This window comes from Actinomadura sp. NPDC049382 (assembly GCF_040677125.1).
Classification (GTDB): Bacteria; Actinomycetota; Actinomycetes; order Streptosporangiales; family Streptosporangiaceae; genus Spirillospora; species Spirillospora geliboluensis.
Window position 1 is genome coordinate 77,445 of record NZ_JBFARO010000010.1, and the last position, 15,369, is coordinate 92,813.

11 protein-coding genes are annotated in these 15,369 nt (G+C 74.5%); 10 read left to right on the plus strand and 1 reads right to left on the minus strand.

Annotated elements, in window-relative coordinates:
- Positions 1-58: 58 nt before the first annotated feature.
- The 6 genes from AB0K34_RS09560 to AB0K34_RS09585 all read left to right on the plus strand — a co-directional run bounded on the left by AB0K34_RS09560 (position 59) and on the right by AB0K34_RS09585 (position 7,581).
- Positions 59-793, plus strand: coding sequence for an alpha/beta hydrolase (locus tag AB0K34_RS09560; protein ID WP_364547012.1), 735 nt, complete (start codon positions 59-61; stop codon positions 791-793).
- A 126-nt stretch (positions 794-919) separates the two neighbouring features.
- The gene (locus AB0K34_RS09565; RefSeq protein WP_364547014.1) at positions 920-1,975 is read left to right on the plus strand and encodes a DUF6348 family protein; all 1,056 of its coding nucleotides are present in this window, start codon (positions 920-922) and stop codon (positions 1,973-1,975) included.
- 59 nt (positions 1,976-2,034) lie between these two features.
- A complete protein-coding gene (locus tag AB0K34_RS09570) occupies positions 2,035-3,072 on the plus strand; it encodes a DUF3466 family protein (RefSeq protein ID WP_364547017.1) in 1,038 nt (345 codons plus the stop codon).
- 273 nt (positions 3,073-3,345) lie between these two features.
- Positions 3,346-4,767 (plus strand): hypothetical protein, encoded by a 1,422-nt coding sequence (locus tag AB0K34_RS09575; RefSeq protein ID WP_364547020.1) that lies wholly within the window; start codon positions 3,346-3,348, stop codon positions 4,765-4,767.
- 174 nt (positions 4,768-4,941) lie between these two features.
- Positions 4,942-6,792: an endonuclease/exonuclease/phosphatase family protein gene (locus AB0K34_RS09580; RefSeq protein WP_364547023.1), complete on the plus strand. Its 1,851-nt coding sequence runs from the start codon at positions 4,942-4,944 to the stop codon at positions 6,790-6,792.
- Positions 6,793-6,840: 48 nt separating this feature from the next.
- A complete protein-coding gene (locus AB0K34_RS09585; protein WP_364547026.1) occupies positions 6,841-7,581 on the plus strand; it encodes a hypothetical protein in 741 nt (246 codons plus the stop codon).
- 27 nt (positions 7,582-7,608) lie between these two features.
- Here the strand turns inward: AB0K34_RS09585 and AB0K34_RS09590 are convergent, their stop codons facing one another.
- Positions 7,609-7,956 (minus strand): MmcQ/YjbR family DNA-binding protein, encoded by a 348-nt coding sequence (locus tag AB0K34_RS09590; protein WP_364547028.1) that lies wholly within the window; start codon positions 7,954-7,956, stop codon positions 7,609-7,611.
- 81 nt (positions 7,957-8,037) lie between these two features.
- Between AB0K34_RS09590 and AB0K34_RS09595 the strand changes: the two genes are divergently transcribed.
- From AB0K34_RS09595 to AB0K34_RS09610, 4 genes are read left to right on the plus strand one after another with little or no spacing between them, the layout of a single operon-like run.
- Positions 8,038-8,394: a CU044_2847 family protein gene (locus AB0K34_RS09595; RefSeq protein ID WP_138637516.1), complete on the plus strand. Its 357-nt coding sequence runs from the start codon at positions 8,038-8,040 to the stop codon at positions 8,392-8,394.
- A gap of 8 nt (positions 8,395-8,402) precedes the next feature.
- Complete coding sequence (locus AB0K34_RS09600) at positions 8,403-10,076, plus strand: trypsin-like peptidase domain-containing protein (RefSeq protein WP_364547032.1); 1,674 nt, start codon at positions 8,403-8,405, stop codon at positions 10,074-10,076.
- Positions 10,077-11,051, plus strand: a complete 975-nt coding sequence (locus tag AB0K34_RS09605) for a MoxR family ATPase (RefSeq protein ID WP_364547035.1) — start codon at positions 10,077-10,079, stop codon at positions 11,049-11,051. It begins immediately after the preceding gene.
- Positions 11,048-15,355, plus strand: coding sequence for an SAV_2336 N-terminal domain-related protein (locus AB0K34_RS09610; RefSeq protein WP_364547038.1), 4,308 nt, complete (start codon positions 11,048-11,050; stop codon positions 15,353-15,355). Before AB0K34_RS09605 ends, AB0K34_RS09610 begins: the two co-directional genes overlap by 4 nt.
- Positions 15,356-15,369: the final 14 nt, after the last annotated feature.

Consider the following 15,369-nt stretch of genomic DNA (forward strand, 5'->3'; position numbering starts at 1 on the left):
GGTCGCCGGGAGCGCCTCGACAGTCAGGCACTCCCGAAAGGCATCACCTGTGCATTCCTTGCGTTTCACTGCGGAGACGTCGTCCGGCGGCGTCATCGAACGCGACTTCACCGTGGACGGCGTCCCCGGCGTGCTCTGGTCGGCCGGTACCGGCCGCGCGCCGCTCGTGCTGATGGGCCACGGCGGCGGCAACCACAAGAAGTCCCCGGCGATGTCGGGGCGCGCGCGTCTCCTCGTGGAGGGCTGCGGCTTCCACGTCGCCGTCCTCGACGCCCCCGGGCACGGCGACCGGCCGCGCACGGCGCACGACGAGGAGGAGATCGCCGCGCTGTACCGGGCGCGGGCGGCGGGCGAGCCGGAGGGTCCGATCGTCGTCCGCTACAACGCCCACCTGGCGGAACGCGCCGTGCCGGAGTACCGGGCGGCCCTGGACGCCCTCCAGCGGCTCCCCGAGATCGGCGCCGGCGGGCCGGTCGGCTACTTCGGGCTGAACATGGGCACCGCGGTGGGCGTGCCGCTGGCGGCGGCCGACTCCCGGATCACCGCCGCGGTGTTCGGTCTGCACTGGCCCGACCGGCTGGCCGAGGCGGCGAAGCAGATCACCGTCCCGGTGGAGTTCGTCCTCCAGTGGGACGACGAGCACATCCCGCGCCCGGCCGGTCTCGCGCTGTTCGACGCCTTCGCCTCGGCGGAGAAGACGCTGCACGCCAACACGGGCGGGCACAAGGACCTGCCCAGATTCGAGGCCGGCAGCGCGGTCCGGTTCTTCGCGCGGCACCTCGGCCGAGGGTGACGTGAGCCGTGTCGGCGCCCGGTCCGGCGGGGCCGGGCGCCGGTGCGGCCGATGTCCGGCACCGGGCGGTATTTACGCCTGCGGGCGCTCCGCCCACCGGGATAGTGTTTCGCGATGATCACGTCCGTGGGATTCGATAGCGCCGTCGAGGTGGGGATCGCCGCGTTCTGCGCGGGGGCGGAGCCGCCGAGCGACGACGAGGTGCGGGAGCGGCTGACCGGGGCCGGGGTCGAGCCGTGGCTGGCCGAGCGGCTGCTGGTCTTCCTGCCGATGGCGTTCACGCGGCGGCTGCTGCCGGACGTCTCCTACACGGACGCGGTGACCGCGCCGGGCGGCCAGATCCGGTTGGCGGACGAGCCGGTGTTCACCGCCGCGTTCGCCCGCGCCCAGCAGGCCGACCGCGGCGAGATCGAACGGGTGGCGCTGCGCAGCGCCGAGTTCAACGTGATCAACCAGGCGCTGAACGACGGGTCCCAGATGTCGGACCTGGCGCTCGGCGAAGTCAGGTTGATGGACGACCTGGCCCCGCCCGTGCCGGGCGACGGCGGCGTGCCCTCGCCGCGCGTCGTGTTCGAGGAGTTGCTGCGGGGCCACGGTGTGGTGCCCGGCGACGGGACGGCGGTCGACGCGCGGCTGTTCGTCCATCCCGCGCCGGCGGGGCTGGTGATGGGGCAGATCGACTTCGCGGTGTCGCATCCGGCGCTCGCCGGGCCGCGGCTGGTGGAGAGCTTCGCCGGGCCCGGCGCCACCTGGCGCGAGGCGATCAGCGAGGCGGTGCACAAGTTCGAGCGCGGCGCGCTGCATCCGATCGTCGAGGGGCTGCTGCGGCCCGGATCCGCGCCCGGCCAGGTCGAGCGGGAGCGGTACGAGCATCCGGGCGGCGCGTTCGAGCTGGTCCTGGGCGCTCAGCTCAACATGTTCGCCGACCGGCCGGTGCCGCCGGCCGCGCCGCTCCTCGACGGGCTGCTCGACGCCCTGCGCTCGCAGCCGCTCACCCGGCAGGTGCACTGGATCCGCTTCTTCGTCGCCCACCACAACGGCCAGTTGCAGTCCAACGAGGTGCTGCTGGACGGTGCGGCGTGGCCCGCGGGCGAGGCGGTCGCCGCGCGCAGCCCGGCGCCGCTGCCGGACGGGAGGGTCGCGGTGCGGCTGTTCGGCCTGCTCGTGCCCGCCGACGTGTAAGAACCCGGTAATGGTCCGCGGCCTATCGCCGGGCGCATGCGGTCAGCAAGATCGTTTACATGTCCATCAGCACACTCTTGCGCCGTTCCGCCACGGCCGCCGCCGCGACCGCCCTGGCCGCCGCCGCGGTCACCGTGCCCGCCCACGCCGCCGAGCAGGCGACCACCTACACCTACGTCGACCTCGGGTCCGTGCCCGGCTACGCCTCCAGCGTCGCCAACGACGTGAACACCGGCGGCGTGGTGGTCGGCTCGGCAGACAAAGCCGTGGTCTGGCAGGACGGTGAGATCGGCAGGCTGCCCATGAACACCGCACTGGGCGTCAACGACGCCGGGCGCATCGTGGGCAGCGCTTACACGGGGGCGTCGAACGAGCCCGCGCACGCCGTGGTGTACCGCGACGGCGAACTCGTCGACCTCGGCGCCCCCTACGGCGGCGCCAACGGCAGCACCGCGCTCGCCATCAACGAGTCCGACACCGTGGCCGGAACGTTCAGCGAGTCCGGGCAGCCGACCCGCGCCGCGGTCTGGGACGCCGACGGCACCATGCGCCGCCTGCCCGGCCTCGGCGGCGTCTCCTACGGCACCGAGAGCCAGGCGGCGGCGATCAACGAGGGCGGCCAGGTCGTCGGCACCGCGGTGACGAAGTCGGGGGCGAACCGCGCCGTCATCTGGGAGAACGGCACGGTGCGGGACCTCGGCACCCTCGGTGGCGGCGGGTACCCCGGCACCCGCGCCCTCGACGTCAACGACCAGGGCACGGTCGTCGGCGACTCGCAGAAGCTCACGGGCTACATGCACGCCGTCAGCTGGAGCGACGGGAAGATCACCGACCTCGGCACCCTCGGCGGGCCCGCCAGCTTCGCGGGCGGGATCAACAACCGGGGCCAGATCGTCGGCATCTCCGACACCGACTCCAGCGGGGGCGCCGGCCGCCGGGCCTTCATCTGGGAGAACGGGAAGATGACCGACCTGAACAAGGTCACCGTGAACCTGCCCAAGGGGACCGTCCTCTACAACGCCGCGGCGATCAACGACGACGGCGTCATCGTCGGCACGGCCTCGCCTCGCGCCTTCATGCTCGTCCCGAACGACTGACCCGCCGACGCAGGTCAGAGGGGCACGCCCGGTCTCCGGGCGCGCCCCGGCCGTCGTCTCCCAGGGGAACGGACGACCGGGAAGCGGCCGGGGGCGCTGGTAGGATCGCGGCCGATGCGTGGGCGGTTGCGGTGACGCAGCCTGGAGGCCCGCCCCGGCGTGAACACGGCCGATAATCGCTCGGCGCGGGATTCGTCCGCCCGCACGTCCACAGTAAAGGTTCCCCCTGTGCCGCTCTTCCCTCTTGCCGACCGTCGCGCGAAGGCTGGTGCCGTGGTCAGCGCGGTGAGGGGCCATTGGCTGTTCGCGGTGGTGCTCGTCGCCGGTGTGGCGCTGCGGGTGGTCACCATGCTGGGGTTCCGGGGCGTGCTGTGGTTCAACGACAGCTACGACTTCCTGCGGATCGCCGACGATCCGTTCCCGCATCCGCTGCGGCCGTCCGGTTACGGGCTGTTCCTGTGGGCCTTGAAGCCGTTCCACAGCCTGGCACTGATCACGGCGTTGCACCATGCGGCGATCGTCGGGCTCGCGGTGGTCGGCTACCGGATGCTCGTCCGAGACTTCGAGGTGCGGCGGACGTGGGCGGCGCTGGCCGTCGCACCGATTCTGCTGGACTCGTTCCAGATCACCCTTGAGCATCTGCTCCTGTCGGACACCCTGTTCACCGTTCTGGTGTTCGGCGCGATGCTGCTGCTGGCCAAGCCCGGGGCGACCGGGTGGCGGCGTGCGGCGGCGGTGGGCGCACTGCTGGGCGTGGCGGCCGTTACGCGGACCGTAGGGGTGCCGCTGTTCCTGATCGTCGTCCTGTACCTGGTGGTGCGGCGGACGCGGTGGCCCGTGTACGCGGCGCTCGCGGTGGCGTTCGTGCTGCCGGTCGGCGCGTACGGGATGTGGTTCCAGCAGGAGCACGGCCGCTTCGCGATGTCCGGGGTGGACGGCATCTTCCTGTGGGGGCGGACGGCCGCGTTCGCCGACTGCGACGCGCACACGCCGCCCGCGGACCTGGCCAGCCTGTGCCCGTACGGGCAGAAGGGCGACCGGCCCGCGTCGTCCCACCAGATCTGGGAGGCCAACTCGCCGACCGGGTGGTCCAACGGGAAGCCGTTCGACGAGGAGACGAACGCGCGGGCGCAGCGGTTCGCGCTCTGGGCGATCCAGAACCAGCCCCTGGACTACGCGCGGGTCGTCTCGTACGACTTCTTCGTCCGGACGTTCTCGTGGCACCGGTCCCAGTACCCGACGGTCGGCACGGAGGCCCGGTACCACTTCCCCACGAAGCCCACCGCGCGCAAGCCCGACCTCCCGGTGCTCGGCGGCGGGGACCGGCGGACGGTCGTCTACGAGTACTCGCACGGCACCGGCCGGACGCACATCGTCGAACCGTACGCGGGCTTCATGCGCGGCTACCAGGAGCGGGTGAGCGTGCCCGGGACGGTGCTCGGGGTCGTGCTGCTCGCGGGCGCGGCGGGCATCGTGTGGCGGCGGGCGCGCGCGCGGACGGCGCTGTTCTGGGTGACCGGGGTGGCTCTGCTGGCCGTCCCGCCGATCACGGTCGACTTCGACTACCGCTACATGCTGCCCGCGCTGCCGTTCGCGTGCTTCGCGGCGGCGATGGCGTGGGGGCGGAGGCCGGCGGAAACGGCGGAGGAGCCGCAGCCGGTCGAGGCCCCCGAGGCGCAGCCCGCCGACGCCTGAGCGCAGCCCGCCGACGCCTGAACACCCCACGCCTGAACACCCCACGCCTGAACACCCCACGCCTGAACACCCCACGCCTGAGCGCAGCCCGCCGACGCCTGGGCACTCTGCGCCTCTTGCGCTCCCGAACCCGGATACGTGAGACTTTCTCGCATTCTGAGCGGGAGGGCCTGTATGTCGCGGATCCGGTGGGACGTCCTGCTCGGCGTCGTCGTGCTGGCGGACGTGGTGCACGTCTTCCTGCCGTCGCTGATCACCCTGGTCGGCAGCGCGGGCTCGACCCCGGCCGAGGTCATGGGCGCGTACGCGGTGTCGTGGTTCGTGGCCGCGTTCCTCACCGTCCCGCTGGCGCGGCTGGTCCCGGCGGGCCGGCTGGCGGCCGGCGGCGGGGCGCTGATGGTGGCCGCGCGGGTCGTCCTCCAGGCCGCGGACGGCGGTGACCTCCAGCTCTACGCGGCCAGTGCGGGCCTGCTCGGCGGGCTGGTGTGGCTGACCGCGACCGCCATGACCGTCCGCGACACGGCGCCGGCGATGACCGGGTTCGCGGGCGGGCTCGCGGCGGCCACGGCGCTGCACGCGGCCGTCGAAGGCATCGACCTGGTGTGGCGGACGGGCGTCGTCCCCTGGCTACCGCTCGTCGCCTACCTGGGGCTGTTCGCGTTCGCGCTGACCCGGCAGCCCAGTGAGGGTGAAAGCGTCGCCGCGCCGCGGATCTGGCTGGCGGCCGGGCCCGCGTTCCTCCTGTGGGGCATGTGGACGGGCAACGCGGCGCACGCGCAGGCCAGCGCGGGATGGCCGGGCGGTGTCGCGGCGGCGGTCGTGGCGGCGGCCGCCGTGCTGTCCGTGGCGGTCGCGGCGCGGCCCCGGTTCTGGACGCGGCATCCGCTGGTCCCGGCGGCCGGGCTCGTGCTGTCGGTGCTCGGGTTCGCCGCCGGGCGCGCCACGGTCGACGGCGTCCACGGCGTCTCCCCCGCCTGGACGGTGGCCGCCCAGGTCCTCGGGCAGGTCGCGCTGGCCGGGTGCCTCGGCTGGGCCGCGTCCGTCCCCGGTCCCGACCGGGCGGGACGGCGCGGGACGGCGATGGCGGGCGGCTGGCTGCTGTTCGTCGTGCTGATGTTCGCCTACTACTCCGCCTACGACCTCGGCACCCCGAACCGGTGGGTGCCGGTGGTGACCGCGCTCGGCGTGGCGGCGCTCGTCGTCCGCGCCCCGAGCCCGGCACGGGAGCTCGGGCTCGAACGGTGGGCGGCGGGCGCGGCGATCGTCACCGTCCTCGCGGTGGCGGCCGTCCCGCTGTGGCGCGACACCGGGCCGCGCTGGCGGCCGGTCGACGACGGCGGGCTGCGGATCGCCGCGTACAACGTGCGCATGGGTTACGGCATGGACGGCACCATGACCGTCACCCGGCAGGCGGACGCGCTGCGCGCGCTGCGCCCGCACGTCGTCGTCCTCAGCGAGGTCGACCGGGCCTGGCTGCTGAACGGCGGACGCGACTCGCTGCGGCTGCTGTCCGAGCGGCTGGGGCTGCGAGCGGTCTGGGCGCCGGCGGCGGACGAGGTGTGGGGCGACGCGCTGCTCACCGATCTGCCGGTGACGTCCGTCCGGAACATGCCGCTGGCCGAGGGCGGTCCGACGGGCGCGCAGGCGCTCGCCGTCGGGCTGCGCTGGCAGGGCCGCGACATCACGGTGATCGCCACGCACACGCAGCCGCCCTCGGACTGGTCCGACCTGCGGCAGGCCGAACAGCTCGGCGGCCTGGTCCGGGACGTCGCGCGGGACGGCCGGCAGGTCGTCCTCGCCGGGGACCTCAACCTGGAGCCCGGCTCCCGCCCCTGGGACGTGCTGATGCGCGCCGGGCTGACCGACGCGCTCGCGCCGTCCCGCCCGTTCCCGACCACACCGGACTCGGCGGAGCAGATCGACCATGTGCTCGTCACGTCCGGCCTGGTCGGACGGAACGCCGCCAACCCGGACGTCCGCCACTCCGATCACCGGCCGATCGCCGTCACACTCACCACCGGATGAGTACATGTACGGATGCGGCACGGCGCCGCGCACCGCGAACATGAGCGGATGCGCCGACTCACGATCTTCCTGCCCGCCGTGCTGCTGAGCGCCGGCTGCGCCGCCGCCGGCGGGACGGCCGAGCAACGGGCCACCGAGGACGCGCGCAAGACCGCCGAACTGGTCGGCGACGAGCTCTACACGGCCCGCGTGTGGCCCGCGCGGGACCTGGCGCACCGCGCGGCGGACATGGACGACGTCGAGGTCATGCGGGTGTCGGGGACCTCGACGGCCGGGGCGGGCGTGACCCTCGTCATCCGGGTCCCCGGCACGGGCGCGGAGGCCGGGTTCGTGCCCGACGAGCCGATCACGGTGAAGCGGTGCTTCCGGATGCGGTTCTCGACGTCCGGGGACTTCCGCGACTACGGCACCCGGCACGTCGACTGCCCGGCCGGGGAGCCGGTGAGGTTCGGGCCGTGGCCGGCGACGCCGAAGATCCCCCACGAGCGGCTGTCCAAGGCGCTGCCGCGCGTCCCGGCCGGTGGGCGGGCGGACGAGGCGAAGGTCCGCGCGGCGGTCGCGTCGCTTCGCCTCGACCCGAAGATCAGCAGGGAGTTCCAGGCGGAGGGCGACTCGGTCGGCCTCGTCCTCAAGGTGAGGCCGTACCTGTCGGACGTGTTCGACTGCGTCCTCGCCCGGGTCGCGCCGGGCCGGACGAGCGTGTGGACGCCGCCCCGCATCCAGCGGACGCTGGGCGAGGCGGGCTGCACGACGGGCAACGCCCTCCACCCGATGCCGCCCCCGCACTGAGGCCGCCGACGGCGGAGCCCCGCCGCGCTACAGGTCGCCGAGGCGGGCGGCGGCGACCTTCTTCGGGACGACCATCCGCCACGCGTCGATGACGAGTTCGCGCATCTCGGGCTCGTCCAGGGCGGCCGTCCGGCACTCCACCCAGTTGAACCGCATCTCCGACTCGCGGGGCAGATGGAACTTCCCCGGTTCGGACGCCACCAGCGCGGCGCGCTCCTCCTTGGGGAACGCGAAGCCCATCCCGGTCTCGTCCCGCGAGAAGGCGACGTAGACGATGGAGCCGACGCGGAACTTCACCCGGTCGCGGATGAGGTGCTCCGTCGTGCGGGGCAGCGTCATCGCCAGCGCCCGCACCTGCTCGACCGTGATCATCATGTCCTCCTGTGGCCCCGTTTCCCCCAGCAAAGCACCCGGAACCGACGATCTTGTTAGATTTGCCTGCGTGAGGGGGCGGTCGTGAACGAACTGGTGCGGTGGCAGACCGAACACGGGACGATCATCGTCGAAAGCGACGACCGCGAGCCCGGATTCGCGTCGGTCTCCCGGAGCGGCGAGATCTTCCGCGACGCGGCGGGCCGGTTCGAGGAGGCGTTCCAGAACGTCCGGGAGGCGGCCCAGTCGGCGCTCGCGGCGCTGCGCGGCGGCGACCTGAACCCCGACGCGGTCGAGTTGGAGTTCGGCGTGAAGCTCAACGCGGCGGCCGGGGCCGTCATCGCGAAGACGTCCGTCGAGGGGCACCTCAAGGTCAAGATGACCTGGGGGCCGCAGCCGAGCCCGCCGGCGGGCGGCGGGACGGCCGAAGAGGGGGCGTAGCCGGAACCGTGGACGACTGGCAGTGGCGCGCCTGGGTCGGCCACCCGTCCGGCGGCAAGCTCGGCGCGGCGTTCCTCATCACCGAGACCCGGCTGCTGACCTGCGCCCACACCGTGCAGGGCCTGGACGAGGCGCGCGTCGGCTTCCCCGGCCTGCTGGAGGACCTGCCCGCCGACGTCGTCCGCCGCGGCGAGTGGCGGCACGAGGGCGACCCGGGAGACGTCGCCGTCCTGGAGTTGCGCCGGCCCGTGCCCTACGAGCCCGCCCGCCTGGCCGCCCCCGACGACCTGCACGAGCACGCCCTCGGCGGGCGGACGTTCGCCGCCTGCGGGTTCCCCCGCCGCAAGGACGGCAACGAGCGGCACGCGCACGTGACGACGTCCCCGCACCGGGACATGCGGCGCGAATGGTGGGAGCTGAAGACCGGGCCCGGCGACTGGCTGGAGGAGGGCTACAGCGGGTCGGCCGTGTACGACGCGGCGACCGGCGAGGTCATCGGCATGGTGACGAACGCCGAGCTGCGCGACGGCGACCGCGCCGACCTCGGCTGGATGCTGCCCCTCCCGCACATCCGAACCTACTGGGAGGAGCTGGACGACCTGCTGCCGCTCCGCTGGCTCACCCCGGACGCACGCCGCGAGCTGCGCGAACTCCTCGACGGCGTGCGCTGGACCGACCCGCTCGACGCCGCCCTGGAGCGCGTCACCGGGCGCCGGGCGTCCGGCGGGTTCCGGTCGGCGTGGGGGTCGGTGCGGTACGTCGCCGAGGGCTGGCCGGAGGACCGGCTCGTCCGCTACCTCGCGGCGCTCGGCCCGCACCTGCCCGACGCGGTGCGCGGGCGGCTCACCGCCTGGTCGGCGCGGCACCTGCCGGGCGCGGCGCCCGCCGCCGCGGCGGGGTCGGGGCCCGCGTCGGTGATCGTCCGGCTGGAGCGGGTCACGTTCGACAACGCCTTCGACGTCACCGTGCACACCTGGATCGACGGCGCCGAGGGCCCGCGCCGGCCGACCGAGCGGGTCCCGGAGAAGCGGGTGCGGGCGGTGGCCGAGGCGGGCGTGGCGGCGCTGGCGCCCGCGCTGTTCGGCCGCGACTGGATGATCGAGTTCGCGGTGCCGGAGAGCTGGCTCGGCAAGCCGTTCGAGCAGTGGCACCTCGACCCGCGCAACCGGATCCCGATGCGCCGCTACCCGGTCGTCGTGCGGGACGTCGAGCGGATGCGGCCCGACTCGTTCCGGCGCGACCAGGCGCACCACCGCTGGCGGCTGCTGCACGAGCGGGGCCGCAGCGACCCGCGCCCCATCGCCTGCGACGCGCCCCGCAAGGGCAGCGACTTCCAGGACTGGCTGGAGGCGAACATCGACTTCTGCGTGCTCGTCTACGGGTCGCGCCCGGTGAAGAGCTGGCTGACGGCCGCGCTCAACAACGGCATCCCCGTCATGCTGTGGACGCGCACGCCCTGCGACGCCCCGTCCCACGGCGACTGCCGGGGGCATCGCGTGATGGACGAGCTGACCGCCGCCGTCGGCGGCAGGCATCCGGGCGAGCTGCCGCAAGTGGCGCTCGCCCTGCGCAAGGCCGCCCTGGTGGCGCCGAAGGACGAGCCGCACTGCGGACGCGACCTCACCCTGCTGTGGGACGACCCGTCCCGCCTTCCCGACCCCCCGCTCGCCATGGAGGTATAGGTGTCCGACTGGCTGCTCTACACAGGGAGCCGTCGCACCCACGACGGCATCGACCGGCTCCCCGGCCCGCCGCCATGGCGCACGTTCGACGGCGAGCCCGTCCTGGACACCCCGTCCGGCGGCTCCGGAAACGAGCACCAGGCCACCACCTACCGGCCGTCGGACGACGCCGTACAGCAGGTCAACGCCGCGCTGTACCTGCGTAGGCCGCTGCTGGTGACGGGGCCGCCCGGTACCGGGAAGTCGACGCTCGCCTACGCCGTGGCCCACGAACTCGGTCTCGGGCCCGTCCTGCACTGGCCCATCACCAGCCGCACCACGCTCCGCGACGGCCTCTACCAGTACGACCCCCTGACCCGCCTGTACGCCGCTGGACGCGACGACATGCCCGCCGACGACGACATCGGCCGCTTCATCCGGCTCGGCCCGCTCGGCACCGCCCTGCTCCCCTACAGGCGCCCGCGCGTCCTGCTGGTCGACGAGATCGACAAGAGCGACATCGACCTGCCCAACGACCTCCTCACGATCTTCGAGAAGGGCGAGTACGAGCTGCCCGAGCTGACCCGGCGGGCCGACCCGTCCGCCGAGGTCATGACCGCCGACGGGCCCGGCGCCCGGGTCACCGTCACCGGCGGGACCGTCCGCTGCAACGCGTTCCCGTTCATCGTGCTGACCAGCAACGGCGAGCGCGAGTTCCCGCCCGCGTTCCTGCGCCGCTGCGTCACCGTCGAACTGCGGCAGCCGTCCGGGGAGGCGGAGCTCGCCGCGATCGTCCGGGAGCATCTCGGGCCGCTCGCCGAGCGGAGCGACGACCTCGTCCGCCGGTTCCTCGACCGGTCCTCGTCCGGGACGCTCGCCACCGACCAGCTGCTCAACGCCGTCTACCTGTGCCGCCACGCCGACGCCGGCGACCGGCACGCCCTCGCCGACCGGATCATGCCGTACCTGACCGGGCCGATCGACGACGACGCATGAGCGGGATCGACCGGCTCCGCGCGGCCCTGGCGGCGACCGGGCCGCCGCCGGACGCCCGCGAGCTGAGCGAGATGCTGTGGCTCGCCTGCCACCTCGCCCCCGCCGAGGAGGAGCCCTCCCCGGCCCCGCCGGCCGCCCCGCCCGTCGCGGCCGAACCGCCGGCGGAGCCCCCGGCGCCGCCGCCCCCGGCCGCCCCGTCGCCGCCGCCCGCGCCGGAGCCGCTGACCGGCCTCCACCCGCGGCCCGGCCCCGGCGCGGAACCGGCCGGCTCGGCGGCGGAGGTGCTCGTCCCGACGGCGCCGATGCTGGCGGACGCCCTCGGCGTGCAGCGCGCGCTGCGCCCGCTGAAGCGCCGCGTCCCGTCCCGGCACCGCCGCGAACTGGACGAGGAGGCGACCGCCGCGCGCATCGCCGACACCCGCCTGTGGGCGCCGGTGCTCGTCCCGTCGTCCGAGCGGTGGCTCACGCTCGGCCTCGTCGTCGACACCGGGCCGACGATGCGGCTCTGGCAGCCCCTCGCCCGCGAGCTGACCGAGGCGCTGATCCGCCAGGGCGCCTTCCAGAACGTCCACGTCTCCTACCTGGACAAGACCGGCCGCGTCGCCTCGTCCCCCGGCGCCCCGCCCCAGGACCCGGGCACCCTGCTGGACGCGTCGGGCCGCCACGCCGTGCTCGTGCTGAGCGACTGCTCCGGCCCGCACTGGTGGAGCGGGCACGCCGCGCGCGCCGTCCGCCGCTGGGCGCAGGCCGGGCCGACCGCGATCCTCCAGCCGCTCGCCGAACGCCTGTGGCGCCGCACCGCCGCACCGGCCGTCCCCGGCCTCGCGGTCCTCCCCCGGCCCGGCGCCCCGAACACCGACCTGCGCTTCACCCCGCACGACGGCGCGACGCCGCCGGGCGTGCCCGTCCCGGTGCTGGAGGCGGCGCCGCGCTGGTTCGCCGCCTGGGCCCGGCTCGTCGCCGGTACCGGTCCGCAGCCCGCCGCCGTCGCGGCGCTGCCCGCCCGCCCGTCCGGCGCGGCGCCCGTAGGCCGCGAGCGCGAACTGCCGATCGGCGAACGCGTCCGCCGCTTCCTGGCAACGGCCTCCCCGGACGCCGCCGAACTCGCCGCGCACGTCGCCGTGTCCGACCCGTCCCTGCCGGTGATGCGGCTCATCCAGCACCGCATCCTCGGCGGCTCCGGGCCGGGCCAGCTCGCGGAAGTCCTGCTCAGCGGCCTGCTGCGCCCGGCGGGCGACGTCCGCTACGAGTTCGTGCCGGGCGCCCGCGAGGCCCTCCTCGACACGCTCCCGCGCCCGGAGGCGCTGCACACGCGGCGCGTCCTCGAAGCCGTCTCCGCCGAGATCGAACGCCGCGCCGGCACCGCCGCCGAGACGTTCCGCGCGCTGCTCCCCGCCGACGGCGGCCCCGTCAGCCTCACCGCCGACACCGACCACTTCGCCCTCGTCACCCCCGAGACCCGCACCCACCTCGCCCCGGGGCCCGCCCCGGCCCCGACCCCTGCTCGCGCGCCCGACCTGCTGGAACTCTTCGGCGCCTCGCCCGACGAGCTGATCGCCCGGTTCTGGCACGGCCCGTCCCGCAAGACGCTCATCGGCGCGATCGGCGACGGCGGCTGGTTCTCGCTGGACCTCCTCAGCGGACGCCCCGACCTCCCGCACGGCCTGATCATCGGCCCGCGCCCCGCCCGCGACGCGCTGCTGCGGACGATTGTGTTCAGCCTCACCCTCACCCACGCGCCCGAACTCGTGAACCTGGCGTTCGGCAACGTCTCGCAGGCATCCGCGTTCGCCGAGCTGGTGGAACTCCCGCACACGGCCTCGGCCCTCCCCGATTCGGCGAACGCGTCGCTCCCGCAGATCCTCGGCACCGAGCGGAGGCGCCGCCAGGCACTCCTCAGGGCCGCCGGTGTCGCCACGTGGGACGAATACCAGACGGGCCTGGCCCGGGGACGCACGCTCGACCCGCTCCCCGCACTCGTCGTGGTCATCGACGACGCCGCCGACCTCGTCGACTCGGGCCCCGATCTCCTCGGCTCCCTCACCTCGCTCTGCAGGGAGGGCGCCGACCAGGGGATCCGCTTCATCTTCTGCCTGCCGGACGATGCCCGCCTCCCCGTCTGGGCGGCCGAGCTCACGACCTGGCAGGCCGACGCGCGCGACCACGAGATGTCGATGAGGCTCCCGACCGGAGGGCAGTTCCGCCAGGAGTTCCGGCCGGCGCGCGTCTCCCCGGACGCCGCCTTCTCCATCCTGGAGGCGATCCGCCGGCGCGCCCCGCAGGTGGACCCGCTCCCCGGGTCCCTGGACCCGGCGGACCCCCCGGCGCCCGAGGCCGCGCCCAGGTTCGACGTCCTCCGGCTGAACGGCGGCGGCCCCAGCGGCATGTTCCACGAGACGTGGGCGCTCCCCGCGTCCGAGCCGCGGAGCCCCGGCATCGGGTATGACGATGACGGCGAGGTCGTCACCCTCCACCCGCTCGACATCTCCGCCGGAATCCCCCACGGCCTGATCGTCGGCGACACCGAGGCGCGGCGCCGCGTCCTCCGCGCGATCGCCTTCGCGCTCGCCGCGGCCTACGCGCCGAGCGATCTCACCTTCGCCTTCGCGGGGCTCGGCGAGCATCCGCTCGGAGAGCCGCTCGACCTCCCGCACGTCCGGTACTCCGAGGAGGAACTGCTCGGATCGCCGGACCGCCTCCGGCGGTTCACCGGCTTCCTGGCGGCGGAGATCGAGGCCCGTGCGAGCGGGGTCGCGGCCGATCCCCCGGGCCTCGTCGTCTTCGCCGACGTGTCGCTGACCTTCCCGTCCAGCAGGCCCGAGGCGGCCGAGGCGCTGCTCACCGCGGCCCAGAAGGGCGCGGCGCTCGGCGTCCAGCTCCTGGTCGGCTCGTCGACCGTCGAGGACACGACGGTCTGGGACCGCTTCCTGCCCCTCCTCGGCTGGCGGGTCACCGCGAGCGAGCAACCGCCCGCCGTGCTCCGGCGCGTCCTCGGACGCCCGTCCCTGCCGTTCACCGGCGAGCGGACGGCCTACCTCCGCGCGGGCACCGCTGCTCCGCGCCGCTTCACCGTGGCCGACGAACCGCCCGCGCCCGCCGTCGAGGACTTCGTCCGCCGGACACGCGAACGCATGCCACCCCCCGCCGACGCGCGGACGTTCCGCAACCGTGCCGGCGAGGCGGAGCCCCCGGCCGCGCAGGAGCCCGGCGAATCGATCAAGGCACTGCTCGGCGGCGCTCTCGGGGGCGGCCATCTGGTGTTCTGCGGCCCCTACGGGCCGGAGAAGCTGGCGGCCGCGGAGTGGTGCGGCGAACAGCTCGCCGCCCGGCACGGTCTGCCGCACGGGCGCGTGACCACGACGTCCTGGCGCCTGCTGGTGGGGCAGGACTCGGGCGACCGTGACACGCCCGGCTCCTGGCTCGCCCATGAGCCCGTGGGCGGGGTGCTGCTCGTGCGGGACGCGGACGCCCTGGTGAGCGCGGAGAACGGCCCGACGAGCGAGGCGGTCCTCAAGGAGATCGTCAACCTGGCCGTGCGGGACGACGACCCGCTGATCATCCTGTGCGGGCGGGTTCCGGCCATGCGCGCCGTGCTCACCCTGCTGCCGCCCGCCACCGCCGACCGGTTCAGCATGATCGCCCCGGTGGAGTGGGGCGGGCACGTGTCCCCGCTGCCGGAGTACCTGCCGCGCGGCGAACTCGCGATGGCGTCGCACGGGCGCATCCCCATCGGCGTCGAGTACGGCACCGAGGCCCCGGCCGTGCTCGACTTCCGGGAGGTGCCGCACTTCACCGTGGTCGGCCCGCCCGGCTCCGGCAAGACCAACGTGCTGTACCTCGTCTTCGACGCCCTCAGCTCCGGCGGGGAGGAACCGTACGTCATCGATCCGAGCGGCGGGCTGAACGACATGGACTTCCGGCTGCCGGGCCGGCCCCGCATCTCCTCCGGTGAGTACGCCGCCACGTCGTCGCAGGTCCGGTCACTGATCGACAGGCTCCTCGGGCGCCTGGAGAGGTCGCCCGCCGAGGAGTTCTACCTGCTCGTGGACGACCAGGGCCTGCTGGACCGCGGGCTGTTCCAGCCGCTCGGGCCGCACCTCGGCGGGGGGCGCCTCCACCTCGTCGTCGCCCGCACGGAGCGGAGGCGGTCCGGCGGGCTCGATTCGCTGCTCGACGAGCTCCACCCGCAGGTGTGCGCGGCCCTGCTGATGGGCGGGCCCACGCCGGCCGAGCGCGTCCCCGGGCGCGGGGTGCTCAGCCAGGGGTACGAGAGCCGGTTCGTCCAGGTCGCGTCCGTCCTCTGAACGATATTGGACCG

Excerpts from the sequence above, each read along its gene's own strand:
- AB0K34_RS09570 (WP_364547017.1), top strand. The coding sequence starts at position 2,035 with ATGTCCATCAGCACACTCTTGCGCCGTTCCGCCACGGCCGCCGCCGCG.
- AB0K34_RS09580 (WP_364547023.1), top strand. The coding sequence starts at position 4,942 with ATGTCGCGGATCCGGTGGGACGTCCTGCTCGGCGTCGTCGTGCTGGCG.
- AB0K34_RS09585 (WP_364547026.1), top strand. The coding sequence starts at position 6,841 with ATGCGCCGACTCACGATCTTCCTGCCCGCCGTGCTGCTGAGCGCCGGC.
- AB0K34_RS09590 (WP_364547028.1), bottom strand. The coding sequence starts at position 7,956 with ATGATGATCACGGTCGAGCAGGTGCGGGCGCTGGCGATGACGCTGCCC.
- AB0K34_RS09610 (WP_364547038.1), top strand. The coding sequence starts at position 11,048 with ATGAGCGGGATCGACCGGCTCCGCGCGGCCCTGGCGGCGACCGGGCCG.